Annotated in this window: 30 protein-coding genes; 14 read left to right on the top strand and 16 right to left on the bottom strand. The window is 61.0% G+C overall.

The genetic code is table 11. From position 1 onward, the window contains the following. Window positions 1-17: 17 nt before the first annotated feature. Genes MGEO_RS15845 through MGEO_RS15865 form a run of 5 tightly spaced genes read left to right on the top strand, consistent with a single transcriptional unit; the run spans window position 18 to window position 3,623 of the window. Complete coding sequence (locus MGEO_RS15845) at window positions 18-1,208, top strand: LLM class flavin-dependent oxidoreductase (protein ID WP_085640010.1); 1,191 nt, start codon at window positions 18-20, stop codon at window positions 1,206-1,208. Beyond that, complete coding sequence (locus MGEO_RS15850; RefSeq protein ID WP_085640013.1) at window positions 1,201-1,878, top strand: glutathione S-transferase family protein; 678 nt, start codon at window positions 1,201-1,203, stop codon at window positions 1,876-1,878. The genes MGEO_RS15845 and MGEO_RS15850 overlap by 8 nt, the downstream gene beginning before the upstream one ends. Next, window positions 1,878-2,360 (top strand): flavin reductase family protein, encoded by a 483-nt coding sequence (locus MGEO_RS15855; protein WP_158091029.1) that lies wholly within the window; start codon window positions 1,878-1,880, stop codon window positions 2,358-2,360. Before MGEO_RS15850 ends, MGEO_RS15855 begins: the two co-directional genes overlap by 1 nt. Then, window positions 2,357-3,241 (top strand): alpha/beta hydrolase, encoded by an 885-nt coding sequence (locus MGEO_RS15860; protein WP_085640020.1) that lies wholly within the window; start codon window positions 2,357-2,359, stop codon window positions 3,239-3,241. Before MGEO_RS15855 ends, MGEO_RS15860 begins: the two co-directional genes overlap by 4 nt. Before the next feature lie 10 nt (window positions 3,242-3,251). Next, window positions 3,252-3,623: a nuclear transport factor 2 family protein gene (locus MGEO_RS15865; protein ID WP_085640023.1), complete on the top strand. Its 372-nt coding sequence runs from the start codon at window positions 3,252-3,254 to the stop codon at window positions 3,621-3,623. A gap of 10 nt (window positions 3,624-3,633) precedes the next feature. Here MGEO_RS15865 and MGEO_RS15870 read toward each other — a convergent pair whose 3' ends face one another. The 6 genes from MGEO_RS15870 to MGEO_RS15895 form a co-directional block, all read right to left on the bottom strand. Next, entirely contained in the window at window positions 3,634-4,689 is a 1,056-nt protein-coding gene (locus MGEO_RS15870; protein WP_158091030.1) for an AbrB family transcriptional regulator, read from the bottom strand. Further along, window positions 4,676-5,455 (bottom strand): citryl-CoA lyase, encoded by a 780-nt coding sequence (locus MGEO_RS15875; protein ID WP_085640029.1) that lies wholly within the window; start codon window positions 5,453-5,455, stop codon window positions 4,676-4,678. The genes MGEO_RS15870 and MGEO_RS15875 overlap by 14 nt, the downstream gene beginning before the upstream one ends. After that, window positions 5,452-6,660 (bottom strand): CaiB/BaiF CoA transferase family protein, encoded by a 1,209-nt coding sequence (locus MGEO_RS15880; protein WP_085640032.1) that lies wholly within the window; start codon window positions 6,658-6,660, stop codon window positions 5,452-5,454. The genes MGEO_RS15875 and MGEO_RS15880 overlap by 4 nt, the downstream gene beginning before the upstream one ends. After that, complete coding sequence (locus MGEO_RS15885) at window positions 6,650-8,173, bottom strand: tripartite tricarboxylate transporter permease (RefSeq protein WP_085640035.1); 1,524 nt, start codon at window positions 8,171-8,173, stop codon at window positions 6,650-6,652. The genes MGEO_RS15880 and MGEO_RS15885 overlap by 11 nt, the downstream gene beginning before the upstream one ends. A gap of 3 nt (window positions 8,174-8,176) precedes the next feature. Continuing rightward, window positions 8,177-8,671, bottom strand: coding sequence for a tripartite tricarboxylate transporter TctB family protein (locus tag MGEO_RS15890; RefSeq protein WP_085640039.1), 495 nt, complete (start codon window positions 8,669-8,671; stop codon window positions 8,177-8,179). A 122-nt stretch (window positions 8,672-8,793) separates the two neighbouring features. Then, window positions 8,794-9,777, bottom strand: coding sequence for a tripartite tricarboxylate transporter substrate binding protein (locus MGEO_RS15895; RefSeq protein ID WP_085640158.1), 984 nt, complete (start codon window positions 9,775-9,777; stop codon window positions 8,794-8,796). 103 nt (window positions 9,778-9,880) lie between these two features. On the opposite strand from MGEO_RS15895, the gene MGEO_RS15900 reads away from it, so the two are divergent. The 3 genes from MGEO_RS15900 to MGEO_RS15910 are packed head-to-tail and all read left to right on the top strand — an operon-like array spanning window position 9,881 to window position 12,911. Further along, on the top strand, window positions 9,881-10,549 hold the full coding sequence (locus MGEO_RS15900; protein WP_085640042.1) for a response regulator transcription factor: 669 nt from the start codon (window positions 9,881-9,883) through the stop codon (window positions 10,547-10,549). Continuing rightward, on the top strand, window positions 10,546-11,916 hold the full coding sequence (locus tag MGEO_RS15905) for a sensor histidine kinase (RefSeq protein ID WP_085640045.1): 1,371 nt from the start codon (window positions 10,546-10,548) through the stop codon (window positions 11,914-11,916). The genes MGEO_RS15900 and MGEO_RS15905 overlap by 4 nt, the downstream gene beginning before the upstream one ends. Beyond that, window positions 11,886-12,911 (top strand): extracellular solute-binding protein, encoded by a 1,026-nt coding sequence (locus MGEO_RS15910; protein ID WP_085640048.1) that lies wholly within the window; start codon window positions 11,886-11,888, stop codon window positions 12,909-12,911. Before MGEO_RS15905 ends, MGEO_RS15910 begins: the two co-directional genes overlap by 31 nt. Before the next feature lie 27 nt (window positions 12,912-12,938). On the opposite strand, the gene MGEO_RS15915 is transcribed toward MGEO_RS15910, so the two are convergent. Then, window positions 12,939-13,934 (bottom strand): zinc ABC transporter substrate-binding protein, encoded by a 996-nt coding sequence (locus tag MGEO_RS15915; RefSeq protein WP_085640051.1) that lies wholly within the window; start codon window positions 13,932-13,934, stop codon window positions 12,939-12,941. 56 nt (window positions 13,935-13,990) lie between these two features. Between MGEO_RS15915 and MGEO_RS15920 the strand changes: the two genes are divergently transcribed. Genes MGEO_RS15920 through MGEO_RS15930 form a run of 3 tightly spaced genes read left to right on the top strand, consistent with a single transcriptional unit; the run spans window position 13,991 to window position 16,070 of the window. After that, window positions 13,991-14,509, top strand: coding sequence for a helix-turn-helix domain-containing protein (locus MGEO_RS15920; RefSeq protein ID WP_085640054.1), 519 nt, complete (start codon window positions 13,991-13,993; stop codon window positions 14,507-14,509). After that, window positions 14,506-15,270: an ATP-binding cassette domain-containing protein gene (locus MGEO_RS15925; protein ID WP_085640057.1), complete on the top strand. Its 765-nt coding sequence runs from the start codon at window positions 14,506-14,508 to the stop codon at window positions 15,268-15,270. The genes MGEO_RS15920 and MGEO_RS15925 overlap by 4 nt, the downstream gene beginning before the upstream one ends. Further along, window positions 15,270-16,070: a metal ABC transporter permease gene (locus MGEO_RS15930; RefSeq protein WP_085640060.1), complete on the top strand. Its 801-nt coding sequence runs from the start codon at window positions 15,270-15,272 to the stop codon at window positions 16,068-16,070. Before MGEO_RS15925 ends, MGEO_RS15930 begins: the two co-directional genes overlap by 1 nt. A gap of 21 nt (window positions 16,071-16,091) precedes the next feature. Here the strand turns inward: MGEO_RS15930 and MGEO_RS15935 are convergent, their stop codons facing one another. The 6 genes from MGEO_RS15935 to pcaD are packed head-to-tail and all read right to left on the bottom strand — an operon-like array spanning window position 16,092 to window position 20,964. Beyond that, on the bottom strand, window positions 16,092-17,372 hold the full coding sequence (locus MGEO_RS15935; RefSeq protein WP_085640063.1) for a flavin-dependent oxidoreductase: 1,281 nt from the start codon (window positions 17,370-17,372) through the stop codon (window positions 16,092-16,094). 42 nt (window positions 17,373-17,414) lie between these two features. Next, window positions 17,415-18,476 (bottom strand): 3-carboxy-cis,cis-muconate cycloisomerase, encoded by a 1,062-nt coding sequence (locus MGEO_RS15940; protein ID WP_170102918.1) that lies wholly within the window; start codon window positions 18,474-18,476, stop codon window positions 17,415-17,417. Beyond that, on the bottom strand, window positions 18,476-19,075 hold the full coding sequence (pcaG, locus tag MGEO_RS15945) for a protocatechuate 3,4-dioxygenase subunit alpha (protein WP_085640069.1): 600 nt from the start codon (window positions 19,073-19,075) through the stop codon (window positions 18,476-18,478). Before pcaG ends, MGEO_RS15940 begins: the two co-directional genes overlap by 1 nt. Window positions 19,076-19,078: 3 nt before the next feature. Continuing rightward, the gene (gene pcaH / locus MGEO_RS15950) at window positions 19,079-19,807 is read right to left on the bottom strand and encodes a protocatechuate 3,4-dioxygenase subunit beta (protein ID WP_085640072.1); all 729 of its coding nucleotides are present in this window, start codon (window positions 19,805-19,807) and stop codon (window positions 19,079-19,081) included. After that, entirely contained in the window at window positions 19,800-20,183 is a 384-nt protein-coding gene (gene pcaC / locus MGEO_RS15955; RefSeq protein WP_085640075.1) for a 4-carboxymuconolactone decarboxylase, read from the bottom strand. Before pcaC ends, pcaH begins: the two co-directional genes overlap by 8 nt. Beyond that, window positions 20,176-20,964: a 3-oxoadipate enol-lactonase gene (gene pcaD, locus MGEO_RS15960; RefSeq protein ID WP_085640078.1), complete on the bottom strand. Its 789-nt coding sequence runs from the start codon at window positions 20,962-20,964 to the stop codon at window positions 20,176-20,178. Before pcaD ends, pcaC begins: the two co-directional genes overlap by 8 nt. Before the next feature lie 90 nt (window positions 20,965-21,054). Between pcaD and pcaQ the strand changes: the two genes are divergently transcribed. After that, window positions 21,055-21,996 (top strand): pca operon transcription factor PcaQ, encoded by a 942-nt coding sequence (pcaQ, locus tag MGEO_RS15965; RefSeq protein ID WP_085640081.1) that lies wholly within the window; start codon window positions 21,055-21,057, stop codon window positions 21,994-21,996. On the opposite strand, the gene pobA is transcribed toward pcaQ, so the two are convergent. Continuing rightward, window positions 21,975-23,144, bottom strand: coding sequence for a 4-hydroxybenzoate 3-monooxygenase (gene pobA, locus MGEO_RS15970; RefSeq protein WP_085640084.1), 1,170 nt, complete (start codon window positions 23,142-23,144; stop codon window positions 21,975-21,977). The two genes, pcaQ and pobA, sit on opposite strands and share 22 nt — an antisense overlap. Window positions 23,145-23,239: 95 nt before the next feature. Here pobA and MGEO_RS15975 point away from each other — a divergent pair, with 95 nt between their 5' ends. Together MGEO_RS15975 and MGEO_RS15980 are read left to right on the top strand one after the other, a co-directional pair. After that, entirely contained in the window at window positions 23,240-24,091 is an 852-nt protein-coding gene (locus MGEO_RS15975) for a helix-turn-helix domain-containing protein (protein ID WP_158091031.1), read from the top strand. A 74-nt stretch (window positions 24,092-24,165) separates the two neighbouring features. Further along, window positions 24,166-24,630 (top strand): DUF3237 domain-containing protein, encoded by a 465-nt coding sequence (locus tag MGEO_RS15980; RefSeq protein ID WP_085640089.1) that lies wholly within the window; start codon window positions 24,166-24,168, stop codon window positions 24,628-24,630. Between the two features lie 7 nt (window positions 24,631-24,637). Here the strand turns inward: MGEO_RS15980 and MGEO_RS15985 are convergent, their stop codons facing one another. Both MGEO_RS15985 and MGEO_RS15990 read right to left on the bottom strand, forming a co-directional pair. Beyond that, the gene (locus MGEO_RS15985; protein WP_085640092.1) at window positions 24,638-25,663 is read right to left on the bottom strand and encodes a glycosyltransferase; all 1,026 of its coding nucleotides are present in this window, start codon (window positions 25,661-25,663) and stop codon (window positions 24,638-24,640) included. Beyond that, window positions 25,660-26,658: a glycosyltransferase family 2 protein gene (locus MGEO_RS15990; protein ID WP_085640095.1), complete on the bottom strand. Its 999-nt coding sequence runs from the start codon at window positions 26,656-26,658 to the stop codon at window positions 25,660-25,662. The genes MGEO_RS15985 and MGEO_RS15990 overlap by 4 nt, the downstream gene beginning before the upstream one ends. Window positions 26,659-26,677: the final 19 nt, after the last annotated feature.

A 26,677-nucleotide genomic window follows, 5' to 3' on the forward strand; every position in this document is an offset into this window, starting at 1 on the left:
GGAACCCGGGAGGTGTCATGCGTTTTGATCTCATAGCGAACTTCAGCCCCGGTGAAACCATACCCTGGACCCGTACCCTTGAAATGATCCTTGAGCAATGTGCCCTCGCCGAACAGGCCGGGTTTACCACCGCCTGGTTCACCGAACATCACTTCGCGCATAACGGCTACATGAATGCGCCGCCCAACCCGATCCAGATGTGTACCCATGTCGCCGCGCATTGCAAAACCCTTCGTGTGGGGACGGCCCCGATCATCCTTCCCGACTGGCACCCTTTGCGTGTCGCAGAAGATGCGGCAATGCTCGACAACATGACGCTGGGCCGGTTCGATTTCGGTGTCGCCAAGGGCATCAACGAACGTTCGACAATCCAGTTCAACCGCGATGCGGACAGGCGCGACAATGCCAAGGTGATGCGGCTCTATCAGGAAAGCCTCGAGATCATTCTCAAAGCGTGGACCAACGAGGCATTCACCCATCACGGTGAGTTTTACCAGTTTCCGGTTCCGGGCTGGAAAGAAACCAACCGGTTCTTCGATCCGCCCGACCCGCGCTATCACGACGCCGATGGCGAATACAAAGCGATGTATGTGCATCCCCGCCCCTACACCCATCCGCACCCGCCGGTCTGGCTCATGTCCAACGCGCCGCCGACGTTCAAGCTGGCAGGCGAACAGGGTTGGGGCGTGATCTCTATGTCCGCTGGCCCCAAGGCGACCCGGGCCTGCTGGGAGCCCTATCGCGACGCGCTGTCCAAACGCGAAGGGCGCGATGTGAAACTCGGTGAAGGCGTGGGTGTCTGTACGGCATTTTATGTTGGTGAAAGCATGGAAGAGGCAGTCAACACGATCCGGGGGCCGATCAACGCCTATTACGAATTCCTCGGAGGCTCGCGCCCCAAGGGCGAATGGACGAAACACGGCTACCTCGACATCGACGAAGAAATGACGCCCGAGGACGACGCGATGGACTGGTTCGATTTCCTCAACAAGCGCGGGATCATCGTTGTGGGCGACGCCGCCTACGTGGCCGAGCGGTTCGCCGAGAAACAGGAGACCATCGGCCTCGACCATCTCATGCTGATGCAGCAATACACTGGCGTACCCTATTCCAGGATCCTCGCAAGTTGGGACCGCCTGTTCGAACACGTGGTGCCCAAGTTCGGCACGCAGTCGATTGCAGAAAAACGGGTGCTGGAACATGCTTGAGATCTGGGGCCGACCGTATTCATCGAACGTCATCCCGGTAATCTGGACAGCCAATGAATTGGGCTTGGACTACACGCTTCAACTGGCCGGTGGCAGCTTTGGCAAGCTGGAAACGGACGCCTATGCGAAGATCAACCCCAACCGCATGATCCCCGCGATCAAGGATGGCGATTTTGCGCTTTGGGAAAGTCTATCAATCGTGCGCTACCTGTGCGATCGCTACGGTGCGGGCATGTTGAGCCCGTCCGATATCCAGACCCGCGCGATTGCGGATCAGTGGATGGAATGGTCCGCCAGCCGTGCCTTCGGACCGGTGATTTACCTGTTCTTCGCCACCGTGCGCACCCAACCCGACCGGCGCGATCCCACCAAAATCGAAAAGCTGCGGGATGAGGCGCACGAGGCGCTGACGATCCTTGATGCGCACCTGGCTGACCACCCCTATGTCTGCGGTGACGACTTCACCATGGGGGACATTCCGCTGGGCTGCGTGGCCTACCGTTATTTCAACGTAGAGGTCGAGCGCCCGCCTTTGCCGAATGTCGAAGCGTGGTATCGACGCCTTGCACAGCGTCCGGCCTACCAGAACCACGTCATGCGCCATTTCGGCACAAACCCCGATGAATGGGCAGCGCTGGAAAAAGCCTGCGCCAGCGAAGGGGTGTTGTGATGGACACCCGCGACTACCGCCGCGCCATTGGCTCGTTCCCGACTGGCGTCACTGTTGTCACCGCTTACGACACCGATCATCAACCATGGGGTCTGACGGCCAATTCCTTCACCTCGGTGTCGCTGGAGCCGCCGGTGGTGTCGGTCTGCATCGCCAAATCCGGCCGCGTGTTCCCCACTCTGTCAATGTCGGGCCATTTCGCCGTGAACATCCTGTCTGCCGCGCAGCGGGATCTCGCCCTTCATTTCGCCAGCAATGTCGAAAACCGCTTTACTGACACGGAGTGGACAGCAGGCCACACCGCGCCGCACTTGCCGGGTGCAGCGGCGCATCTGGATTGTATCGTCCACGACCGCGTCGATGCAGGCGATCATGAAATACTGTTGGGACGGGTCCAGCACTACGCGCATCGGTCCGTTCCTCCGCTGGTCTATTGCCGGGGTACCTTCTTCGCCGCGCCACAAACGGAGGCTCTGACATGAGCGATCCCCTCACCTATCACACCCGTTTCTCGCCCGAGGACTTCGACGCGCAATACAACCTCCGCGCCGGGAGACCGGACTATGAGGTAACGGTCATTCCCAGATGGACGAAAGACAGCGAAGCGGCCCGCAGCAGCCTGAGCTGCAGACTCGATATCCGCTACGGAACCGGCGAGAAACAGAAGATCGACGTGTTTTCCTGTGGCGATGCAGGCGCGCCAACGCTGGTCTATTTCCATGGCGGCTACTGGCAGCGCGGCGACAAGTCGATCTACTCTTTTCTGGCCGTGCCCTTTGTCGCAGCCGGAGTGAACGTCATTATTGCAGGCTATGATCTCTGCCCGACCGTCACCATAACCCGGATTTCGGAAGAGGCACGCGAGGCGATGGCATTTATCTGGCGGAACGCGACAGATCTTGGTCTGAACCGGGATCGGATCACCGTCATGGGACACTCCGCAGGAGGCCACATTACCCAGATGATGATGGCCACCGACTGGAGCGCTTTCGGCGACGACCTGCCCCACGATCTGATCAAGGCGGGTATCCCCGTGTCCCCCCTCAGCTATCTCGAACCCGTGCGCCTGACCGAGGCACTCAATGCGGGCATTCGTATGGATGCAGCCGAGGCCGAGGCAGAAAGTCCGATGACCCATCATCCCCCGGCGACACAGGCTCCGCAGATGGTCGTGGTGGGAGGCGCAGAAACCGACGAGTTTCACCGCCAGGCCAGGATGTACGTGGACGCGTTCAACACGGATACGCGCGCGGTGAGCCTCTACATCGTTCCCGATGTTGACCATTTCGACGAACTCAACGTGCTGGCGGATCCGTCCAGCACCTTCTTCTCAAAAACCTGCGCCATGCTTGGCCTGACGTGAAAGACGACCCATGACAGATTTGACCCGTGACCTTGTCGATGCCATCGGCGATGCGTTCAACGCCAACGATATCGACGCCGTGATGCCTTTCTTTGCGGACGATGCCGTGTTTGATCATGCCGCCGGACCGGAGCCGTATGGCCTGCGCTTCGAAGGTGCCGAGACCATTCGTGGCGTCTTTGCCGGGCTGTTCGAAAAAGTGCAGAACGTGCACTGGGAAACGCTCGACTGCCGTATCGCTGGCGACAAGGCCTTTTGCGAATACAGACGCACCGCGACCCACAAGGACGGCACGGTCGAAGAGTTTCTGAGTGTCGATATCCTCACCTTCAAGGACGGTAAGATCGTCCACAAGGACACCTACTACAAACAGCGCAGTTGATGAGGTTGGGTCAGCGCCGGGGCTGGCCCTTCTGTCCCCGGCGGTCCTGCGCAATAAAGATCGGTATCAAAAGGCTCAGCGCGAACAGCCGGAACACATGATGTGCCGCAACGAAAGCAGGTTCCAGCCCGGTTTCGATGGCAATCGCCGCCATGACCTCGACCCCTCCGGGTGCGAAGGCCAGAAGCAGAGCCGCCGCCGGCAATCCGACTATTCCGGCCGAGACCCACGCCCCAAGCGCCGCCACGAGACACGCAATCAACGTCGACACGATGCCGGCAAGAAACGCGCCGAACAGCCCGACACGATCGAGGCCACGAAAGCGGGTGCCGATCAAAGTGCCCATGCAGACAAACGCAGCAACAGTCAGCCAGGGTGGAAGCGTCCCCGGACTCAGATCAGCCCCTTGCCCGACGCCCGAGACGGCCATCGCTCCCATGAGCAAGGCAGCGGGAACTCCCATGCGCTTGAACAGCAGCCCCAAGGCCAGCGAAAGCGGCAGGACAATCATCAATGCAACGGGCGAGATCATGCCCCGGTCCATAAGCGACGCGTTCCCCTCGACGCCCCAGAAAGCGATCAGAACCGGTACCAGAACCGTGAGCATGAGCACCCGCATGGTTTGAACCAGCGCCAGTTTCGGAACGTCCGCCGATAGCTCGGCCGACAGGCCCAGCACGTAGCTCAGATGGCCCGGGGTCGCCGCAAGCAACGCCGTCATGCGGTCATAGCCAAATCCGTGGATCAGGGCGGCCTTGCCCACGAGAAGAACCGCCACAAGCGTCACGGTCAGGACTGCCAGGGACAAAGGCCAAGCCAGCGCCGTCGCCACGACTTCGGGCGTGACGGTGCTGCCGATCTGCACCCCCAGGACAAGAAACACCCCATCGCGCAGCATCGGCGGGATCACCACCCGCAGCCCGTAAAGCGCCGCCAATGACACGGCAACCGCCGGCCCTGTCAGAGCCGCAGCGGGGAACCCGATAAGCCAGAATGAAAGCGCGCCCAGAGCACCGATCAGAAGTGTCTGCGCAGTATCCCGAAAAAGACCGTCAATCGCCGTCATATGTCCATCTGTAGCGGGGTGGAATCGGCCCTTTGTTGCGCCCCCCCTGCTCCGTCTGTTCCCACGCATGAGCCAGAATACCGACTGACCGTGACAGGCCAAAGAACCCGCGTGCCAGAGGTGGGGGGCACCCCAGCTCTGCATAGATCACCGCCGTTGCCCCGTCGATGTTCATCGGCACGGGTTTCCCGCGTTCTTCCGCGAGTTGCCGCTCGATCGCACGGCCGATTTCGGCATAGGCGCCGGGAACCGCTCCAGCTTTTGCTGCTTCATCGACAAGGCCAAGCAGTCGCGGTGCACGGGGATCGACGGGTTTGTGGAACCGATGCCCAAAACCCGGAATGAAGCGCCCATGGGCCTCGCGCCAGGTATCCAGCGTGTCTTTCAAAGCCTCTGGCCCGGCGCGTTCGCACAGACGGTACACCCCGATGGCCTGTTCACCCGCCCCGCCATGTACGTCCCCGAGAATATTCAGCCCGGTGGCCATCGCTGACTGAAGCCCGATGCCACAGGTTGCCGCCATGCGCGCGGCAGCGATGGAGGGGGCCTGCGGCCCGTGATCGACCGCCGACACCAGAGCCGCTTCGAAAAGCGCCGCACGGTGGCCGGTGATCTCGGTGCCCATGACCATCAACCAGATCATCTGCGCAAAGCCGGTATTGCCGATCAGTTCCTGAACCGGACGCCCGCGCAGGTGAATGCGGCCCGGCTCCATGTCGACAATTCGTGTCCGCCACCAATCCGCAACATCTGATGTATCGGTCAAATCACGCCCTCCCTGCGCAGGGTTTCAAGGTCAGTTCGGTCATATCCAAGGGCGGTCAGGATCTCGTCGGTGTCCTGACCGAGCGCCGGTGGCGGGGTGTCGACCGTGGGACGCTGACCGTCGACCATCGCTCCGAGTGTGACAAGATCGATGGAACTGTCCAGACCGGGAACCGCATCGAACCGGGACACGAATGCCCGACCCGCCACCTGCGGGTGGTCAAGGATGTCTGGAACGGACATGACCGCGCCAGCGGGCACGCCCAACCGGTTCAGTTCGCGTGCCCAGTCCCGCGCGGGCCGGGTCGTCAGCACAGTCTCCAATTCCGCTCTGAGCCTGAGGCGATTGGCCTTGCGATCCTCGCGGGTGGCATAGTCCGGTTTATCCAGCAGGTCCGAGCGGCCAAGATGTTTGGCAAGGATTTCCCATTGTTCATCTTTGTTGGCAGCAATGTTGATCAGGCCGTCTGCACATTGGAAAGCGCCGGACGGCGCCGAGGTCGGGTTTTCGTTGCCATTGGCCCGTGGCGCCACCCCGCCGACAAGGTGGTTCGACACCACCCACCCCATCGTGGCCAAAACGGATTCGAGCATCGACACGTCGATGAATGCGCCACGAAGTTTGGCATTAAGAGCCGCCGTAATCATCATGGCGGCAGTCAGACCTCCGATCGTATCCGCAAGAGGATAGCCGACGCGCAGCGGTGCGCTATCCGCGTCCCCAGTGATCGACATCACCCCGGACACCCCCTGCACGATCTGATCATAGGCCGGGCGATCCGCCCATGGTCCTGTCTGTCCAAATCCAGAAATGGCGCAGTAAATCAGGTCGGGTTTCTCTGCCGTCAAGGCGTCAAAGCCAAGGCCCAACCGATCCATCACGCCGGGGCGAAAATTCTCGACCAGCACATCCGCCGTCGCGACAAGGTTTTTCAGAACGTCTTTGCCCCGGGGGTCTTTGAGATTCAGCGTCAGTGAGCGTTTCCCGGCATTCTGCGCCAGGAAACTGATACCCATGCCGCGCGACGAGAGTTCGGGATCGGCTCCGAGGTTGCGCGCAAGATCGCCGCGCCCAACCGCTTCGACCTTGATGACCTCCGCCCCGAGATGGACCAGTTGATGACAGGCAAACGGACCTGCCAGAACATTCGTCAGATCAAGAACCCGGACCCCGGAAAGGGGTCCGGGAGATCGCTCAGTCGCCATCGGCAACGCCCTCGGCCCGCTTGCGCGCCCGGCGTGCCCGATAGCTTGGCAGGAGGACCAGCAACAGGGCCAGCACCAAAAGTCCAAGGGTCATCGGTCGCTCGATGACGAAATCGAGTCCCCGATACAGCTGCATCGACCGCGCGAAATTGTCTTCCAGCATGGTCCCCAGAATGAACCCGATCAGCAGCGGCGCCAGCGGGTAATCGGCAAAGCGCAGGATGGTGGCCATCACACCAAGCCCGACAAGGATCAGAAGCTCGGTCGCGTTGTTCTGACCGATATAGGCGCCCATCAGGGTGAAGAAGAGGATGAAGGGGATCAGGTAATTGCGCGGGATCGCAAGGATCTTTGCGATGTAGGGGATCAGAGGCAGGTTCAGGATCAACAGAACGAGGTTGCCGATGAACATCGAAATGATCACCGCCCAGAACACCTCGGGCGTGTCGGTCATAAGCCGCGGCCCCGGTGTCACGTTGAGCGCGATCAGCGCCCCGAGCAGGATGGCCGTGGTTCCCGAACCGGGAATACCCAGTGTGAGCAGAGGCACAAAGGACCCGGTGCAAGCGGCGTTGTTCGCCGTCTCCGGAGCGGCCAGCCCCTTGACCGAACCCTTGCCGAACTCGGCCTGCTCTTCACCCTTCGCGATATTGCGTTCCACCGCATAGCCGAGGAAAGAGGCGATTGTCGCACCGGCTCCCGGCAGAACCCCGATGAAGAACCCTTGAACGGACTGGCGCCCGATAACCGGAGCCATCGCCTTGGCCTCCTCACGGGAAAACCGCAGGTTTGTGATTTTGCCCGACCCGGCTTCGGCCCCGCTTGCCCCACGCGCGGGGTTCAGGACAAGGAACATGGCCTCGGGCAGCGCAAACATCGCCATTGCAAGCGTGATGAAGGAAATCCCCGACTGCAGGTCCATCAGGCCAAGCGTGAAGCGCGGCATGTTGAACAAAGCGCCCTCGCCCACGGTTGCCAGGATCAAACCAAGGATGGTCATCATCAGTGCCTTGGCAACCTGCCCGGTACCGGCGAACGCGGCGATGGCAGACAGACCAACGACCATCAGCGCGAAATACTCTGCCGAATGGAACAGAAGCGCGACGGACGACAGGGCCGGAGCAAAGATCATCAACAGGATCGCCCCGATGGTGCCGCCAGCAAAACTCGCCACCGCGGCGATGGTCAGGGCTTTACCCGCCTGCCCTTTTCGCGCCATCGGGTAGCCGTCAAAACTGGTCGCAACCGTCCCGGCCACACCCGGCGCATTCAGCAGAATGGAAGAGGTCGATCCACCAAAGATCGCGCCGTAATACACTCCGGCCAACAGGATCAGTGCCGCTGTCGGATCACCCAGCGTGATCGCGACAGGGATCATGATGGCGATAATCGACATCGGGCCAAGGCCCGGCAGCATGCCGATGAATGTCCCGATCAGACATCCTGCGATGACCATGAGCAAATTCTGGATCGAAAACGCGGCCGACAGGCCGATCATGATGCCTTCGAGCATGGTTCAGATCCCCATGAAAAATGGAAAGGGCCGCAGGAAGATGCCAAGCACCTGCTGCACGAGATACCAGACACAGCCTGTTGCAATCATCGCGACAGGGATCATGATATGCCACTTGCGTTCGCCAAGTACGGCGCTTCCGGCGATCAGAAACAGTGTCGTGCCCAACAGAAAGCCGACAGGCCGAAGCGCCAGCGCATAGGCCACCATCAGTCCCAGCAGCATCAACGCCTGTCCCAGCTTGTATTCGTGCAACCGCCGGTAATTGATTTCGGTGGCCGACGGCTCGGATGCGTCGGTCTGCTTTTCCAGGCCAAGCAGGACGATCAACCCAACGATCACCCCGAGAATGGAAAGCACCTTCGGAAAGGTGGACGGCCACACCGGATTGCGCTGCATGAACGGCGGCAGCAGCTGGTCCATAGTGAAAAAGGCCAGATACCCATATGCGCAGCAGAACGTGATGAAAATGAGCGCGATCCAGCGATCCAGCGCCATGGCCAGTCCCTCCCTAGAAAAAGCCGGTTCCGAGGCGTCGCCCTTGTGAGGGCGACGCCATCAATGGTGTCCCGGCGCACGCGGCACGTTCTGCCGGGCGCCAGGACTGGAGGATCAGAAGCTTACAGGAAGCCCAGCGTCTTCATCAGATCGCCGATCTCTTTTTCCTGACCTTCGAGGAAGGTGCGGAAATCGGCACCGGGGTTCCAGATGTTCACCCAGCCGTTGCGCGAGCGCACTTCTTCCCACGCGTCCGACTCGTACATCGCTTCCAGCGCCGCGATATACTGGGCCACTTTCTCGTCCGAGGTGCCGGGAGCAGCAAAGAAGCCGCGCCAGTTCACGAAGGACGTATCGATGCCCTGTTCCATGAATGTCGGTGCCGCATCGTATGCGGGAACGCGCTCTTGCGCGGTCACACCAAGGATACGCACTTCGCCCTGTTCCGCGAGCGCGATGGCTTCCGAGAAGCCGGTGGACAGCGCGTCGATCTCTCCGGAAAGCAGACCGGCCATCGCTTCGCCGCCTGCGTCATACGGAATGTAGTTAACAGCCGTCGGGTCTTCGCCCGCCGCCTGCATCACCATCGCCGCGACGAGGTGGTCCATGCCGCCCGGGACCGATCCGCCGCCCACTGCGAAGTCGGGCCCCTGTTCTTTGTACGCAGCCAGCAGGCCGTCCATGTTCTCGATGGCGCTGTCTGTCGGAACGACAAGTGCCGCATAGTCACCAATGGTACCTGCGACCAACGTCAGATCCCGGAAGCTCTGCGGGAACACGCCAGTGAGCGAACGGATCACGATCGGCGTGGAGTTCACCATCAGCGTGTTGTCGAGACTCTCGGCGTTTTCGATCATGTAGCCGATTGCCACACCGCCGCCGCCGCCCGACATGTTCTCATAGCTGGCCGAGCCGACAAGGCCCGCGCCTGTCAGCGCCTCGCCGGTGCCGCGCGCCGTGCCGTCCCAGCCACCGCCAGCGCCACCCGGAATGATGAAGTGCAGCTGCTCAAGAACCTGATGGCCGCCGGCCTGTGCGGTTCCCGAGAATGCCAGTGTGGCAGCAGCAGCCGCCATCACGACCCGACGGGTCATGGTGATTTTCATGTCATATCCTCCCATTTGACAGGCGGTCCTCCGCCGCCCATGCTCCAACATCACCACACAAAGCTGACACAAGCCTGACACGGCCGAAAAAGAGGAAAATTGGGTGAGGTATCTTCTGGTCGAGGACAATCGGGAACTGGCCGATGCCATCGTGAACCGCCTCGCGTTGGACGGTCACGCGGTCGATCACGCGGCCAGCCTTGCCGACGCCGAGGACTGCCTCGCTGCGGCCCAGTACGATCTGATTCTTCTGGATGTGATGCTGCCGGACGGGGACGGACGGGATTTTCTCACCCGCAGCCGGGCGCATCTTGAAACGCCGGTGATCGTGCTCACTGCCCGGTCTCAGGTCTCTGACCGTGTGGGCGCACTGGACCAGGGGGCGGATGACTACATCACCAAGCCATTCGACTTCTCCGAACTCGAGGCCCGCTGCCGCGCCGTCCTGCGCCGCAGGGGCGGTGAAGCGCGGAATGAGATTGCCCTTGGAAACGCGATCTTCGACCCGCTCGCCGGGACCCTGCGCCACGGCGAGCAGACGATAGACCTGCGCAACCGCGAAATTCGCCTGCTCGAGGTTTTTGCCCGTCATCGCGGACAGATCCTGTCGAAAAGCCAGTTGATGGACCGCCTGTTTTCCTACGATGCCGAAGTTACGGAAAACGCCATCGAGGTCTATGTCGGCCGGCTCAGGCGTCGGATCGACGGGATGGATCTCCGCATCGAAACGGTGCGCGGTCTCGGCTACCGCATGGAGACGGGCGAAGCGTGATCGGCACTGGCTCCATCGGACGGCGCCTGACTCTGTTGTTGGCCGGGGTCGCTGCGCTCTTGTCGGTCTTGAGTTGGTGGATGGTCACCGGTCTCGCGCGCGAAGCAGCCGAACGGACACAGGACAATGTTCTTGCAGCCTCAGCGACGACAATTGCCGAAACTCTGCGCTCGGAGCAGGGCGAAGTTCGGCTCGAACTTCCCTATTCCGCCTTCTCCATGCTGGGAGCCATAGGCGAAGACCGGGTGTTCTATCAGGTCATGGCAGGAGACAAACTCTTGACCGGATACGACGATCTGCCCGCGCTGAGTGACACCCCGGCTCCGGGTCAGATCGCCTTTGACACCGGGGAGTTCAGCGGCGAGGCGGTGCGCATGGCCTCTGTCTCGCGGCTTGTTCTGGCAGGCACCCAACCGATCCCTGTGAAGGTGACCGTTGCGCAAACCCGCAATGGCGTCGGAACGATTTCCGAAGACCTGTCCCGCCTGGCCGCGCTCCTGTCCGTCGCATTTTTCGTGATCGCGGTTGTCCTGTCCGCCATCGCAGCGCGCACATCCCTGCGTCCACTGAACGAGATTGCAGCGGCGGTCTCTCGTCGTGGTCCGTCGGACCTGCGCCCCCTGCACCGGAATGCACCAACCGAGCTTGCACCTCTCATGTCGTCTCTTAACCGATTGATGGAACGCCTCGGTCAGTCCATTCGCCGCTCGGAAGATTTCATCGCGGAAGCCGCACATCGCGTGCGCACACCACTGGCAACCGTACGCGCGCAGGCCGAAATTGCGCTTCGCTCGGTGGAAGACGAATCCGAAAAACAGCGGTTGCGTCAGATCATCCGGGCTGTTGATGAAAGCTCGCGCTCTGCCGGGCAGTTGCTCGATCACGCAACCGTCACATACCGGGCCGACGACCTTGCCCGCGTGCCTGTGGACCTGTCGGAACTGGCCAAACAAACCGCAGGAGGGTTAGAGCCGACAGCGTCGATGAAAGACATCCGACTGCGCCTGTTCACCGTTTACGCGCAGGTGGCGGGCGATCCTGTCCTGTTGGAGAATGCGCTGCGCAATGTTCTCGACAATGCGATCAAGTATTCGCCTGAAGAGACCGATGTCACGCTTCGGATAACGACCAGCGGCACCGAGGCCCGCATTGCTGTTTCGGACGAAGGACCTGGTCTGGGCGAAGGTCCGGCCCAGGCCCTGACCGAACGGTTCCGCAGAGGCAGCAACACGCAAGGCATCGTGGGATCAGGTCTTGGCCTGACGATTGCCGAAGATGTCCTGTCCGCCCATGGTGGGAGACTGGAACTGAAATCCGCAGAAGGAGGAACCGGCGCATGCGTCGCGCTTGTCTTGCCGTTGTCCTGACTCTTTGGGCCACCTTGGCGGCCGCACTGGATGTGGAGGATCACCGCCACTACCCCGGAACGTCAGACGCCACCCTCCGCATTCTGTCCACCGCCGATCTGGACGTTTTCGAGCCCTATCTGCTGGAATTCCAAAGTACCCGTCCGGCCCTGTCCATCGACTATACCGTGGTATCCTCGGCCGAACTCTATACCGCCATCGAGGGCGGTGCCGACTTCGATCTCGCCCTGTCTTCGGCGATGGATCTTCAGTTCCGTCTGGCCAATGACGGCCGTGCGCTCAGCTACCGATCGGACAGGACCGAAGCTCTCCCCGACTGGGCGCGGTGGCGTAATCTGATCTTTGCCTTCACCTCCGAACCGGCGGTGGTTGTGCTGTCCACAGACCGTTTCAAGGGTCTGGAGATACCCACCACGCGGCAGGATCTCATCACCCTGCTCAGGGAAAACCCGGAAAGCTTCGGTGGCGCCGTCGGCACATATGACGTGCGCGACAGTGGTCTTGGCTACCTTTTCGCAACGCAGGAGGCACGCTCCACGGACGCCTACTGGCGCCTGTCCGAGGTCATGGGGCGTCTGGATCCGCAGCTGTATTGCTGCTCCGGACAGATGATCGACGACGTGGCGGAAGGCAGACTTGCCCTCGCGTACAATGTCCTCGGCAGTTACGCCGCCGAACGGATCGCCCGCGACAGCGGCGGTCGGGTCCAGATTCTCAGGATGCAGGATTTCGCGAATGTCATGCTGCGCACAGCAATCATTCCGAAAACCTCGGATCGCCCCGAAGATGCCGGCGCCATGATCGACATGCTGGCCACGCTTGGCCTCAGGGAAGAACGCGGGGACTGGCCATTGCCCCCGCTCAGGCCGTCAGGAACGGCCGATACCACGGGATTCGGACCGATACGGCTTGGTCCTGCGCTGATGGTCTACCTCGATCCACTCAACCGCCGCGCCTTCCTGACAGAATGGGAAGCGGCGATGGAGCAGCGGTAAAACCGCTGCTTCGCCCGTTTCCCGGTTTCATAGGCACTCGGCCAATGTCGTGGCAAGGTTCTTCATCATCTGGGGATAGAGCGCTGCACCGGGGTCGAGGTTGGATCCAAGCGGATCAAGAACAGCTGTCCGGGCGTCCGAGCCTTCCATCACTGAAGCAACCAAACCGGGGTCGAATTGCGGCTCTGACAGCACGCAGGTCACCCCAAGATCTGCAACCCGGTCCTGAATTTCCGAAATCCGGGCCGGGCTGGGATCGGACGCATCCGACAGCGAAATCGCCCCGGAGGCCGGCATCTCGAAGGAACGCTCGAAATATTGATAAGCGTCGTGGAACACGATGAAATTCCGGTCTCTGACGGGGTCAAGTGCAGCAGATATCTCGGATGAAAGGACCGCCAGTTCCTCGCGGCCTGCCTCGGCATTGGAACGATATGTGTCCGCGTTCTCCGGATCGGCAGAAGCCAGCTTGTCCGCGATTTCGGTCAACCAGAATGCGGCGTTTTCGGGGGACAGCCACGCATGCGGGTCGTAAGATCCATGTTCATGCCCGTGGTCATCATCGTGAGAATGGTCATCATCGTGAGCGTGCTCTTCCTCATGCTCATGCTCGGCTTCATGTCCATGATCGTCATGGTCTGTCTCTTCATGATCATGCGCTTCGAACAGTGCGCCTTCACGGAAGGCATAAGTCGTGGTGCCCTCGAGTTCGAGCAATTCAGTGGTATCCGCATCGCCTGCAAGATTTTCGATAGCGTCATGCAGCCATGGTGTCAGATCCGCGCCGACCCAGAAAACCAGATCGGCGTCCTGCAACGCGCCAGCCTCTGAAGGACGCAGACTGTATTCGTGCGGCGACCCGCCCGGCGCAATGATCAGGTCGGGAATGCCGACGCCGTCCATGACGCGGGCCACCAGAGAATGGACCGGCGCAATATCGACGGCAACGCGCGGGGCGTCGGCAGCAACAGCGCCGGCCAGCAATGTACCGGTAACCGAGAGACCAAGCAGCTTTCTGGACATTCGTTACTCCATGTGATCTTATAACGTTACGCACCCGATATATGATATGAAATAACATGACAAGTATCAGCCGAGCAAATTTACCCCCCACAGGCGAAGCCGTGGGTTTCAAAGCCCATGATCACAGCAGTTGTGTGCATACGGCGATAGAAACCGCTGAAAAAAGATGCGCTGAGGAGGGCTTGCGCTTTACGCCGGTACGGCGCAAGGCCTTGGAGATCCTGCTTCAGGAACATCGCGCCATCGGCGCCTACGAAATGCTCGATCGCCTGCGCGATGCGGGTTTCGGCTCGCAACCGCCGGTCGCGTACCGTGCGCTCGACTTTCTTGTCGATCACGGGTTTGCCCACAAGATTGAAAAGCTGAACGCATTCATCGCCTGCGCCCATCCGGGTGCGACCCACTCACCGGCCTTTATGATCTGCCGCGTATGCGATTCCGTCGCCGAAGCTCAATCCGCACCCACGCGCGGTGCTCTGGGCGATGCGGCGCGGGCAGCAGGGTTTCAAATCGAACGCACTGTGGTCGAAGCCGAAGGGATCTGTCCCGCTTGTGCCGAAAAGGCGGACGCATGAGCCTCGTTACCATTGAGAACATGCGCGTCAGTTACGGCGCGCACACAGCCCTTCAAGGCGTGTCGCTGAGCATCGAATCCGGGGAGATTGTCACAATCGTTGGGCCGAACGGGTCAGGCAAGACAAGTTTGCTGCGCGCCCTGATCGGTGCGGTCCGGCCGGAGTCCGGACGCATCACCCAGAAACCCGGCCTGCGGATCGGGTATGTCCCACAAAAGCTCCACGTCGATCCGACGCTGCCGATTACGGTGGACCGTTTCTTGCGCCTTCCGGGTGGCGTCCCCCGGTCGGCCTGTGCCTCCGCGCTGGAAAAGGCGGGCGTTCCGGGCCTTTCGAACCGCCAGATGTCGGCCCTGTCAGGTGGCCAGTTTCAACGCGTCCTGCTGGCCCGTGCCCTGATCAATTCACCTGACCTTCTGCTGCTGGACGAAGCCACCCAGGGCCTCGATCAACCCGGCTCTGCCGCCTTCTACCGCCGCATTGAAGAGGTGCGCCGCGAAACCGGGTGTGCCGTGCTGATGATCAGCCATGAACTTCACGTGGTGATGAGCGCATCTGACCGCGTGATCTGCCTCAACGGTCACGTATGCTGCGAAGGCACCCCGGAGATCGTGTCCTCCGCGCCGGAATACCGCGCCCTCTTCGGCAGCGGGACCGGCGGTGCGTTGGCCCTCTACCGTCACGAACACGACCATGCTCATGACGAAAACTGCGGCCATGCGCACAACCACGACACCAAACATACCGAGGCCGCCGAATAATGCTGGACGATTTCATGACCCGCGCGACACTGGCGGGTGTCGGCGTTGCCTTTGCCGCCGCCCCGCTTGGCAGCTTTGTCGTCTGGCGGCGCATGGCCTATTTCGGCGATGCAACCGCACATGCCGCCATGCTCGGCGTAGCCCTGTCGCTGGCGCTTCAGATTTCGGTATTTGCGGGCGCAATGGCTGTTGCTCTCGTGATGGCGCTGACCGTCACGATCCTGTCCGGACGGGGCTACGCGATGGACACCTTGCTGGGCGTTCTGGCTCATTCCGCACTGGCCTTCGGATTGGTGGCCGTGTCTTTTCTCTCAGGCATTCGGATCGACCTGATGGGTTATCTGTTCGGTGACATCCTTGCCGTATCCCGAGGTGATCTGGCCGTCATCTGGGCGGGGGCGCTCATCGTGATCGGATTGATCGGATGGCGATGGTCCGCGCTGCTGACCGCAACTCTGAACGAGGAGTTGGCCTATGCGAGCGGCATAGACCCCAAACGTGAGCAATTGATCCTGACGCTTGCACTCGCGATCACCGTAGCGGTTGCGATCAAGGTTGTCGGTGTGTTGCTGATCGCTGCAATGCTGATCGTGCCGGCAGCTGCCGCACGACCGCTGTCACGCACCCCCGAAGGAATGGCACTGACAGCCGCAGCCATTGGAGCGGCCTCCACCATCATCGGCCTGCGGGCAGCTTATGTGCTGGACACGCCTGCGGGTCCGTCGATTGTCTGTGTCGCCGCTTTGATCTTTGCGCTGAGCAGCGTGATCGGATCCGTCGCGCCCAGCTCGGACAGATAGGCTCACACCACCGGGCACCGATCAGGTTGTCGAAACACGCGCCCCGTCGGGAATCGTGGCAGGTGCCGCGTTCAGCGTCTCGATGGCAAACCCGGCGGCAGCCTTGTATTTGGCCATGAAATCCGCGCGTTCCGAAGCCGGGATCACATCCTCAATGTCATCGAAAACACCGCCACAGCGTTCGTCCAGTAGATTGAGCAGGCCAAACGGCCCCGCACCGCGGTTGCGCAGCACCAGTTCCGAGACTGGACCGCAGAGCTGCGCATCGTACGCGGCAAGCGCCGCTTCCGTCACGCCATGCTCCAGCATCTTCGCCCCGATCACCCGGGCATCGACAATCGCCTGGCTCGCCCCGTTCGATCCGGTGGGATACATCGCATGCGCCGCATCCCCCATCAGTGCCACCGCGCCATCGACCCAGCTTGGCACCGGATCGCGGTCGATCATCGGGTTCACATAGGCGCAATCCGCGCCGCGCAGCATTTCGGGAACATCCAGCCAGTCGTAGCGGAAGTCTTCGAAATGGTGGATGAATTCGTCGATCTCGACCGGTTTGAACCAGCCGTCCTGCTGCCAGCCTCCCGCATCGTCCATGGTGACTTCGGCAATCCAGTTGATCAGCGACATCCCGTCCGCATCGGGCGCAGAGATCGGGTAGATCACCATCCGGTGCCGATGCGTACCCAGCCCGACAAAGGACGACTCCGTCCGCAATGGCTTGGCCCGCACCGTACCACGCCACATGACCGCCCCACCCCAGTGGATCGGCGGCTGATCGGGATACATCTGCGCACGGATCGCGGAATGGATGCCATCGGCGGCGATCAACAGGCGCCCCCGTTCGTCCCGTTCCCCGTCAGACGATACAACCCGCGCCGTGACGCCGGACCCGTCCTGCGCATAGGACAAGACCTTTGCGCCAAGCTCGACGGCATCTGCCCCGGCCCGTGCGATCAATGTCTCGTAAAGCAGCATGTGCATCTGCCCGCGATGCACGGCGTATTGCGGCCAGTTGTACCCGGCGCCCAGTCCGCGAGGTTCGGCATAGACCTCGCGCCCATTCAGACCGACCAGCGCCCATTCCTTGGCGGGGACACCGACACGGTCCAAATCCTCGGCAGAGATGCCCAGATCGTAAAGCTCTCGAACGGCGTTGGGCTGCAGGTTGATGCCGACGCCCAAGGGCCGCATTTCTTTCGCCGCTTCGTACACCGTGAACGGCACGCCGATCTGGTGAAGGGTCAGCCCCAGTGCAAGCCCGGCGATCCCGCCGCCAGCGATCAGAACGCGATCTTCGGACATGTCGGTTTTCCTTTTTCGAAAGGGTTTACGGTGCGCCCCGGATCAGGACAACCGATCGGCTGCACCCATGCGCTCAATTTGTGCCACAAGCAACGTGGCCACGTTCAGAGCGCGTCCAGTGGCCTGCGCCATCTGCGGCAAGAGCATCCACTCCAGTGTCCATGCGGCACCGGACCGTTCCTGTTCGTGAACCATCGCATGATGCATGCCGGAAACCTGCATTGCATTAAACCGCGCCAGAGTGACCAGCAACTCCGCCAACACCGGGTTCTGCTTGTGCGGCATGGCCGATGACCCGCCCCCGCCAGCCAATGCGATTTCGTCGATTCCCTGCTGCGCCATCAGGCAGATGTCCTGCCCCATCTTGCCCAGCGTCCCCGTAATCAGCGACAGGACCGAGGCCGCTTCGGCCATTCCGTCGCGCATGGCGTGCCAACTGCGTGGTGTTGGCTCCAATCCGAGATCATCCGCCACTGCCGCGCAGAGCGCGTCGGCCCCCTCGCCCAGCGCCGCGCGATCTCCGGCGGCACCACCGATCTGAACCAAGGCAACGCGCGGCTGCACTTGTGAAAGACGGTCATGGTGCGCGAGGAGCGGCAAACGCCAGGTCTCGATCCGATCTGCCGCAGCGATGGGCATCGCCGCCTGCATCCGGGTGCGCCCCATCATGGTTGCGCCGCCGAAACGGCTTTTCAGATCGGACAAGCCGGTTTCAAGCACATGCACCCGCTGACCCAGCACATCGAGGCTTTGGACAAGCGACACAACAGTCGCGGTGTCGATCACATCCTGCGAGGTCGCCCCTTTATGGATCGCGTTCAGCCCGGTGCTCTGCTTCAGAAGCCGCACCAAGGCTGGAACACACACCCCGTCCTGCGCTGTCCCTTCGCGCAGGGCGTCAGGCTTCAGTGTCAAGTCTCGGATGGCAGATGCAGCGGCAGCGCCCTCGGCTTCAGACCAAAGGCCCGCCAAATGCCCATGCCGTGACCAAGCGGCCTCGAACGCCAGCATGGACGAAAGCTGCGCTTCGGCGGACCAAAGCGCAGCGATTTCGTCATCGGCGAATAGGCCGGACAACCAAGGATGGTCGAAGACGCCTGTCATCACAGGTCAAGAAACACCGTTTCGCCCTCGCCTTGAAGCCGAATGTCGAAACGATAGGTGCCGTCTCCGGTGTTCTTGGCGATCAGCGTGTCCACGCGCGGGCGCTGCTCGATGCGGGCCAGCAGCGGGTCAGCGCTGTTGTCCTCATCCTCGAAATAGATGCGCGTGTTCAGACCGATATTGATCCCGCGCGCCACGATCCAGAGCGAGATATGCGGCGCGAACACCTGTCCGTTTCGCCCTTTTACCGCGCCGGGTTTAACGGTGCGCAGTGTAAACTCGCCACTGTCCTTGTCGGCAGCAAACCGGCAGAAGCCCGAAACCTTGGCGTCGGCCCCGTCCTGCCCGGGATAGACACCCGCCGCATCGGCCTGCCAGCTTTCCAGCATCGCGTCGCGCATGGCCCAGCCGGTGCCATCGTAGATCGAGCCAACGATGGTGATGACCTCTCCCTTCGCACCATCCTCGATGGGGCTCAGGCCAAGGTCTTCGGGATAGACACCCTCGACCCCTGCAAAAGTCGGGATACAGCCGATATGGACATAAGGTCCAGCGGTTTGGCTGGGGGTTTCCACCAGAATATCAAGCGGTTGTGTCATGGTTTACATCCCTTCCGGCTTGTTTTCGAACATGGTCTGACGACGCCCGCGCAGCACGATGTCGAACTTGTAGGCAAGATAATCCATGCCCCTGGAATTCTGCATGTCGAGCGGCGCAACGAGGCGGTCCAACTGGCTGCGATTCCGGATCGTCGCCGCAATCGGGCAGAGGTCGATCAGCGGGTCGCCCTGGAAATACATCTGGCTGATGAGGCGCTGACCAAAGGCATGGCCGAAGATCGAAAAGTGAATGTGCATCGGCCGCCAGTCATTTGCCCGGTTCGGCCAGGGATACGCCCCCGGACGGATCGTCATGAATTCGTAGTAGCCATTCTCATCTGTGATCGTCCGCCCGCAGCCGCCGAAATTCGGATCGAGCGGCGCGAAATAGGTGTCCTTGATGTGGCGATACCGCCCACCGGCATTGGCTTGCCAAATCTCGACCAGTGTATGCGGCACCGGACGGCCCAGCTCGTCCAAAACGCGACCATGCACGCGGATGCGTTCGCCCACGGCCAGCGCTTTGCCTTGCGTGTAGTTGCAGATCAGGTTGTTATCCAAAGCACCCAGCTTGTTGTGGCCAAAGCGCGGACCGGTTTCTTCGCTCGGCGTCGATTCCATCGACAAGAGCGGCAGCGACGGGGATCGCGTGATCGACGTCTTGTAATCCGGGTAATAGGGGTCGGGATGCATCTCGCGGCGGCGGGGCATCAGGGCGGCGGTGTCAGTCATCGGATTGCTCCATTTCTGCGTAGGTCTGTTTGGCCAGCTTGATGGCGTGGTTTGCCTTGGGCACCCCGGCATAGATCGCGACGTGCTGGAAGGCCTCCATCACGTCCTGTTTGCTGGCCCCGGTGCGCGCGGTGGCGCGGATATGCATCGGGATTTCCTCGAAATTTCCAGTCGCCGCCAAAAGCGCCAGCGTCAGCATCGACCTTTCGCGTCGGCTGATCCCGTCCGACGACCAGACCGTGCCCCACGCGCCTTCGGTGATGAGCGTCTGGAACGGCAGATCAAACTCGGTCTTGTTGGCCTCGGCCCGGTCGACATGGGCATCGCCCAAGACCTCGCGCCGGGTTTTCATGCCTTGGTCAAAGCGGTCAGACATGCCCCACCTCTTTCAGGAAATCGCTGATAAGGGCCCCCGCTTGTTCCGGTGCCTCGACACAGGGCAGATGACCGGTGTTCGGGATCACATGGAACGCACCATTGCAGAGATCTGCCGTCGCTTTCACCATGTCCGGCGTGGTTGAACCGTCCTCGGACCCGGCCATCGCCATGACGGGCATCGTCAGGCCAGAGGTGGACTCCGTGAAATCCGCCCCCGCAATGGCGGAACAACAGCCGATATAGCCTTCCAGCGGTGTCCGTGTGAGCATGTTGCGCCAAGGTGCCAGGCGCGCCGCATCGTTGCGCATCTCGGGCGCAAACCAGCGATCAAGAATAGCTTCGGCCATGGACTCGATTCCCCCGGCCCGCAGCCCGTCAATCCGCTCCTGCCACATCTCGGGCGATCCGATCTTGGCTGCTGTGTCCATGAGAACCAACCCGCGCAGCAACTCCGGCCGACGTGCGGCCAGCCCCTGCCCGATCAACCCGCCGATGGACAGACCAACAAACACGATATCCTTGAGGTCGTGAGCGTCGATCACCGCTTCGGCATCATCGACAAGCTCGGCGATATCATAGGGGGCTTCGGGGCAATCCGACAGACCATGCCCGCGTTTGTCGAAGCGGACGGTGCGCAGGCCGTCGGGCAGATACGGCAGCATCAAATCCCAGACACGCAGATCGGTGCCCAGCGAATTCGCAAACATAACCACTGGGCCAGACTCCGGCCCATCGGTTTGGACATGCAGGGCAATGCCCCGCGATGTGATGGTTTTCATGAAATGGTATCTCCTCACCCGTTATTTTGCATTTCTTTCTGCGCCTGAAAATTATAATTATTGCGGAAATAATTAACCCATAGGTTATGCATGATAGATGCGAGACTGCGCCTCCGCCACCTGCGATGTTTCCTCGAAACGGCCCGGCTCGGGTCACTCTCCGCCGCAGCGGACGCGCTGCATGTATCTCAACCTGCGGCGTCAAAGACCATTCGCGAATTGGAAGACATTCTTGGCAAAGCGCTGTTCGACCGAAGTCGCCGGCGCTTGTCTCTCACACCTGCGGGACGGATGTTTCAGCAACATGCTGGCTCTGCCCTGTCGGAACTGTCCCGCGCGCAGGCGCTTGTTAAGGACACACCGTCGCCGATCACACGACTGGCCGTCGGCGTTCTGCCCACAGCCGCCACGTCGCTGATGCCGCGCGCGGCGCTGAGTTTTCGCAAAGCCTTCCCGAATTGTCTCCTGCGCGTCAGCACCGGTCCGAACTGGCTTCTCATGTCCCAGCTTCGTGACAGCAGTCTGGATCTTGTGGTGGGGCGTATGGGCACAGCAGAGGTGATGCAGCACTTGTCCTTTCATCACCTTTATTCAGAAGACATCGCTGCCGTGGTGCGCCCCGGCCATCCGCTTGCAGACCACCCGACGCCGCTTGACCACCTATCAGAACACCCTCTGCTTTTGCCGCCACCAGGTGCCGTCATCGCACCGCTTGTACGGGCCCTGCTCGCCCGGCATGGAGTTTCGCCACACACAGCCGCATTCGAAAGCGTCTCGCTCGCCTTCGGTCGGCGTGTGGTTCAGACATCGGATGCGATCTGGTTCATTTCGCGCGGTGTCGTCGAAGACGAGCTGACGGCCAAAACACTTCTTTCTCTTCCTTTGCGAGACGAAATCCGCAGCGGCCCGATCGGGGTTTCAATGCGCATGGACGGCGTCCTGAGTGCCGAGCAATCGGGCCTCATCCGCGCCTTGGAAGAGGCCCGCGCAGAGGTGCGCCCCGGATCACATCAGAAGGGCAGCCCAATATAATTCTCGGCCAGATCCCGCCGGGCAGTTTCCGATTGCGACAGATGACGCAGCGTGGCCTTGCGCATCTGCGCGGCAAAGCTGTCTTCCCCGTCAAACCGGTGCAGCATCGTCGTCATCTGCCAACTGAACCGCATCGCCTTCCAGATGCGCAGCAAGGCGCGCTCGGAATAGCTATCGATCCCCGCCGTATCACCCTTCTTCAGCGCATCGATCAACGCCTGATAGAGGTAATGCACATCCGACACCGCAAGGTTCAGCCCCTTGGCCCCCGTCGGTGGCACGATATGCGCGGCATCCCCCACAAGGAACAACCGGCCCCAGCGCAGCGGCTCGCTCACGAAAGACCGCAGCGGCGCGACGGATTTTTCGATCGAAGGTCCAGTTTCCATCTTGTCGGCAACGTCCGACGGGAGGCAGGATTTGAGCGTGGTCCAGAAACGTTCATCGCTCCAGTCTTCGACCCTGTCTGTCAGCGGTACCTGAACGTAATACCGGCTGAGGGTTTCGCTCCGCATCGAAGCAAGAGCAAAGCCATTCGACGAATTTGCATAAATCAGCTCTTCATGAGCCGGTCGCGTTCGAGACAGCACGCCAAGCCAGCCAAACGGATATACCCGTTCAAACGCCTGCCGTTTGTGTTCAGGGATCGTCTTTCGACTGACACCGTGAAACCCGTCACAGCCGGCGACATAGGCGCAGTCCAGCCGTTGACGCCCGCCGTTATGCGTGAATTCCACAAAGGGTGCAGAGCTGTCCGCATCCTGAATAAAGACATCCTCTACCCCATGCAGAATCTTGGCGCCGATTTGATCCTGCGCAGCGTAAAGGTCAGAGGTCACTTCGGTCTGACCATAGACCATGACAGGCGTGCCGGTGAGCTCTCGGAAATTGATCCGCACCATCAGGTCGTCGTCGCTCAGATAGCACCCTTCATGAGGGATGCCTTCCCGGTCGAGCCGATCCGACACACCCGCCTCGCGCAACATGTCCACGGTTCCCGCCTCAAGCACCCCTGCCCGGATCCGCGACAGGACATGATCGCGCGTTGCCCTCTCCAGCACCACGGTCGCCACCCCTGCCCGGTTCAGCAGCTGTGACAGAAGAAGGCCAGATGGCCCCGCGCCGATAATCGCCACTTCGGTTTTCATGTCAGCCCTCCTCCCAAAGTCTGATGTATCAGGAATAGGGCGGCGCGGCGTATCAGGTAATGGAACCAGTGGGCCATAAATGGTACTTTTCGAACATGAGTGCAGAAAACACCATTCCCGCTTTCGGGCTGTACGGAGAACGCGATCCGTTTCCGGACGTGATTCATTTCGAAGACTTCTCCGCCCGCGCCCCGGTTCATGGCTGGCGCATCCTCCCGCATCGGCACAGCCAGATGTCGCAGCTCTTTCTTGTTGATTCCGGATGGATCGATGCCACCACCGACGGGGAAGAGAGACACATCACGCCGGATCATTTCCTTTATATTCCAGAGCATTGCGTGCATGACTTTGTTTTCCGACCGGGGACTAGCGGCGGTATCTTTTCCTTCCCGATAAGTGTTGTGGGGTCGGTCGCGCCAGACACCCATTCTATCCTGTCGGCCCTGTCAAAACCGCTCACCGGGCCACTTTGCCCCCGCCTCAGGCAGATGACTGATTTGCTGCGCGACATGACACTTGATGCCACGCCCTTCCGCGCCCAACAGGTTGTCGGTTTGGCACATTCCGTGCTTGCCAAACTGGCAGAGACCCGTCAACCGCTCCCAGAAGGCGCTTCCGGTCGAAAATCCGCGCGTCTCTTCGAACTCGATGATCTGATCACCCGGCATGTTGCAGACGGGTGGACGGCGTCGGCCTATGCCGATGCGCTTTCGATCAGCACCGGACATCTGAGCCGCCTGTGCCGACATGCCACCGGACTTGGCGCAACCGCGTATATCGAAGAGAAAGTGATGCAGGAGGCCTGCCGCCTGCTCGCTTTCACACAGCTGCCGATATCCGAAGTCGGCTATCGGCTAGGGTTTCTGGACCCATCCTATTTCTCTAAACGCTTCCGCAACGCCCGGGGTCAGACACCCTCGGATTACCGTGCAATGTTCACGAATTAGCGGTGTCTGCTTGTCCGATTGCCATCGACCTGTAGTCTGAAACCTGCTCAGCGCCCAAACCAGAAGGCCACACCATGCTTCTCCCGCCGCCGAACCTTGAGCTGGTCTGCACCCTTGACGTCGAACTCGACCAAATCCGCGAAATGGGTTCGGGGCGCGCCGGGACACGACGGATCATTCCAATCATCGGTGGCACGGTCAGCGGGCCACGCCTGTCCGGACGGATCCTGAACCTTGGCGCAGACTGGCAGACCCTGTTTTCGGATGGGCTTGCCGAACTGGACACGCGGTACGCGATGGAAACTCACGACGGCGCCACAATCGAAATCGTGAATTACGGTTTCCGCCATGGCCCTCCTAAGGTGCTTGACGCGGTAGCCCGAGGAGAAGACGTCGATCCGTCCAGCTACTACATGCGGACGCAGGCCCGGCTCGAGACCGGAGACGCCCGGTATGCTTGGGTAAACCGAACACTTTTCATTGGCGTCGGCGCACGCCAGCAAAGCAGCGTCCGGGTTGACCTTTACGCGGTCACCTGACCGGCGGTTACGCCCGGACGGGTAACTGATGATCCGCGGTCATGGCCGGCAGAACCTCGTTCACGATCTGCCTCCATCGGGCGGAAAACGCATCCTCGAAGTCGCAGGACTGGATCCTGTCCGGCGCGTGTTCGCCGGCCTGGGACTCTTCAATCAGCGATTGAAGCGCGTTCCGCCAGTCTTCGACCGCATCGCCACAAACCGATCTCGCGCCGAATGGAACATGATCTTTCAGACCGTCGATATCCTGCACCAGCAGATGGCGCCCTGCTGCCAGGGCTTCGATGGCAACCAGGCCATACGCCTCCCAGACGGACGGCATCGCAACCGCATCCACCTCCGCCATCGCGGACACCGGATCGGCGCTGAAACCCCTGAACTGAATTCGGGAATCGTCACCGGCAATGTGGCGAAGACTAGCCTCTTCCGCACCCTCTCCGTAAACATGTAAAGCGAGACCGGGGTCAGGCAGAGCGCGAAATGCGCGGATCAACGTGTCAAAGCCTTTCTGGCGATCCAGCCGCCCGATGGCACCGATCACGCGCACCGGGCGACGCACCGGATCCAAGCTGCGAAACGCCGACAGATCCACACAGGACCGAATGACCCGCAAAGACTTCGCAGGCACCGCGCCACTGGACCGAAGCCATCGGCCCTGTTCTCTGCTGACGGCAACGACACGCGTGAACATGCGGTATGCCACCCAAAGCAAGGTTGCAAAACGGCTTTTGTGGGTGACGTTCGCGGCTACGAACCCCTCGGTGTAGCTGTGTTCGACATGAATCACCGGAATGCTCGGATGCCTCAGCCGAAGAGCGACCAGCATGGGCAGAGCGCGCCAACTGATCGCAAGGTGAGATACCAGCAGATCCGCCGCATGGGCTTTGAACGACACGCGACCCCGGTCCACAGGCAGGACGACATGCTCTGCCGCCGCTGCGAGAAGGTCAGATGAAATCAAATGGTCGATGACCCGCATGACCCCACCGGCTGTGGTGTCATCGACCAGATGGACGATCCGCGGCCGTGTCATGTAGCCTGACCCGAGGAAGCACGCCGCGCGATCAGGCCCATGGCCCGGCGGATGGCAGCGCCCCCCATGACGACAAGTACCATCGTCGCTGCCAAGGTCACGCCGGACTTGATCGGCTCTTCGATCAGGGGCGCACGGGATTCCCGCAGCCAGGCGCGGCTCAGCAGAACAGCACGTTTCGGATCGAGGTCGCTGATCGCACGACGGCTCAGGTAGCGCAGCTGATAGGCGCGTGCAGCGTGCGTATTGACCGAAAAAAACGCAGGATTGAGCGGCGTCAGCTTGACCACCATCCGCTCCCATGCGGCGAGTTGCCGGTCCGTCGCCGCAGACAGCCCACCCGCATTGATCCGGTAATGCGTCAGCAGACCCGGAACACCTTCGAAAACCCAGTCGGTCGACAGGGCAATCCGAAGCCAGCACTCGATGTCCTCGGATTGGCGGAACGTTTCGTCGAAATACCAATCGCGTTCGGTCTCGTGGCGCGGGCGATAGGCGATAGACTCGAAAACCTCGCGCCGCAGAACCACAGCCGACCCGTTGCCGATGGGGTTGCGTTTGAAGATCACGGCGGCGTCGACATCCTTAAGACGCGGGCGCTGAGACTGCCCCATGCGCTCTCCGTTGTCATCGATCAGCGCGGAGCCGGAATAGCTGATGCCGACTTCGGGATGTGCATTCAGATGCGCCATATGCGTGGCCAGCTTCGCGGGAACCCACAGATCATCCGCATCGCAGAAACCGATCACCTCTCCGCGCGCTGCGGCAATGCCGGTGTTGCGCGCACCTGCAAGTCCCCGATTGGCCTGCCGGATGACCCGCAGACGCGGGTCCGATTCAAAAGATCTTGCGATCTGCGGAGTATCGTCGCTTGACCCGTCATCGACAACGATGATCTCGAAATCCGGATAGGTCTGCGCCAGAAGCGCCCGCAGTGTTTCGGCAAGTGTCTCCTGCACATTGAACGCAGGGACGACGATTGAAGCAAATGTCATGGCATCATTCCAATGATAG

This window comes from Marivita geojedonensis, from assembly GCF_002115805.1.
GTDB classification, from domain to species: Bacteria; Pseudomonadota; Alphaproteobacteria; order Rhodobacterales; family Rhodobacteraceae; genus Marivita; species Marivita geojedonensis.

What these genes read in the sequence shown, in the direction of transcription:
- MGEO_RS15845 (WP_085640010.1), top strand. Translation starts at nt 18, where the DNA reads ATGCGTTTTGATCTCATAGCGAACTTCAGCCCCGGTGAAACCATACCC.
- MGEO_RS15850 (WP_085640013.1), top strand. Translation starts at nt 1,201, where the DNA reads ATGCTTGAGATCTGGGGCCGACCGTATTCATCGAACGTCATCCCGGTA.
- MGEO_RS15855 (WP_158091029.1), top strand. Translation starts at nt 1,878, where the DNA reads ATGGACACCCGCGACTACCGCCGCGCCATTGGCTCGTTCCCGACTGGC.
- MGEO_RS15860 (WP_085640020.1), top strand. Translation starts at nt 2,357, where the DNA reads ATGAGCGATCCCCTCACCTATCACACCCGTTTCTCGCCCGAGGACTTC.
- MGEO_RS15865 (WP_085640023.1), top strand. Translation starts at nt 3,252, where the DNA reads ATGACAGATTTGACCCGTGACCTTGTCGATGCCATCGGCGATGCGTTC.
- MGEO_RS15870 (WP_158091030.1), bottom strand. Translation starts at nt 4,689, where the DNA reads ATGACGGCGATTGACGGTCTTTTTCGGGATACTGCGCAGACACTTCTG.
- MGEO_RS15880 (WP_085640032.1), bottom strand. Translation starts at nt 6,660, where the DNA reads ATGGCGACTGAGCGATCTCCCGGACCCCTTTCCGGGGTCCGGGTTCTT.
- MGEO_RS15885 (WP_085640035.1), bottom strand. Translation starts at nt 8,173, where the DNA reads ATGCTCGAAGGCATCATGATCGGCCTGTCGGCCGCGTTTTCGATCCAG.
- MGEO_RS15890 (WP_085640039.1), bottom strand. Translation starts at nt 8,671, where the DNA reads ATGGCGCTGGATCGCTGGATCGCGCTCATTTTCATCACGTTCTGCTGC.
- MGEO_RS15895 (WP_085640158.1), bottom strand. Translation starts at nt 9,777, where the DNA reads ATGAAAATCACCATGACCCGTCGGGTCGTGATGGCGGCTGCTGCTGCC.
- MGEO_RS15910 (WP_085640048.1), top strand. Translation starts at nt 11,886, where the DNA reads ATGCGTCGCGCTTGTCTTGCCGTTGTCCTGACTCTTTGGGCCACCTTG.
- MGEO_RS15915 (WP_085640051.1), bottom strand. Translation starts at nt 13,934, where the DNA reads ATGTCCAGAAAGCTGCTTGGTCTCTCGGTTACCGGTACATTGCTGGCC.
- MGEO_RS15920 (WP_085640054.1), top strand. Translation starts at nt 13,991, where the DNA reads ATGACAAGTATCAGCCGAGCAAATTTACCCCCCACAGGCGAAGCCGTG.
- MGEO_RS15925 (WP_085640057.1), top strand. Translation starts at nt 14,506, where the DNA reads ATGAGCCTCGTTACCATTGAGAACATGCGCGTCAGTTACGGCGCGCAC.
- MGEO_RS15930 (WP_085640060.1), top strand. Translation starts at nt 15,270, where the DNA reads ATGCTGGACGATTTCATGACCCGCGCGACACTGGCGGGTGTCGGCGTT.
- MGEO_RS15935 (WP_085640063.1), bottom strand. Translation starts at nt 17,372, where the DNA reads ATGTCCGAAGATCGCGTTCTGATCGCTGGCGGCGGGATCGCCGGGCTT.
- MGEO_RS15940 (WP_170102918.1), bottom strand. Translation starts at nt 18,476, where the DNA reads ATGACAGGCGTCTTCGACCATCCTTGGTTGTCCGGCCTATTCGCCGAT.
- pcaG (WP_085640069.1), bottom strand. Translation starts at nt 19,075, where the DNA reads ATGACACAACCGCTTGATATTCTGGTGGAAACCCCCAGCCAAACCGCT.
- pcaH (WP_085640072.1), bottom strand. Translation starts at nt 19,807, where the DNA reads ATGACTGACACCGCCGCCCTGATGCCCCGCCGCCGCGAGATGCATCCC.
- pcaC (WP_085640075.1), bottom strand. Translation starts at nt 20,183, where the DNA reads ATGTCTGACCGCTTTGACCAAGGCATGAAAACCCGGCGCGAGGTCTTG.
- pcaD (WP_085640078.1), bottom strand. Translation starts at nt 20,964, where the DNA reads ATGAAAACCATCACATCGCGGGGCATTGCCCTGCATGTCCAAACCGAT.
- pcaQ (WP_085640081.1), top strand. Translation starts at nt 21,055, where the DNA reads ATGATAGATGCGAGACTGCGCCTCCGCCACCTGCGATGTTTCCTCGAA.
- pobA (WP_085640084.1), bottom strand. Translation starts at nt 23,144, where the DNA reads ATGAAAACCGAAGTGGCGATTATCGGCGCGGGGCCATCTGGCCTTCTT.
- MGEO_RS15975 (WP_158091031.1), top strand. Translation starts at nt 23,240, where the DNA reads ATGAGTGCAGAAAACACCATTCCCGCTTTCGGGCTGTACGGAGAACGC.
- MGEO_RS15980 (WP_085640089.1), top strand. Translation starts at nt 24,166, where the DNA reads ATGCTTCTCCCGCCGCCGAACCTTGAGCTGGTCTGCACCCTTGACGTC.
- MGEO_RS15985 (WP_085640092.1), bottom strand. Translation starts at nt 25,663, where the DNA reads ATGACACGGCCGCGGATCGTCCATCTGGTCGATGACACCACAGCCGGT.
- MGEO_RS15990 (WP_085640095.1), bottom strand. Translation starts at nt 26,658, where the DNA reads ATGACATTTGCTTCAATCGTCGTCCCTGCGTTCAATGTGCAGGAGACA.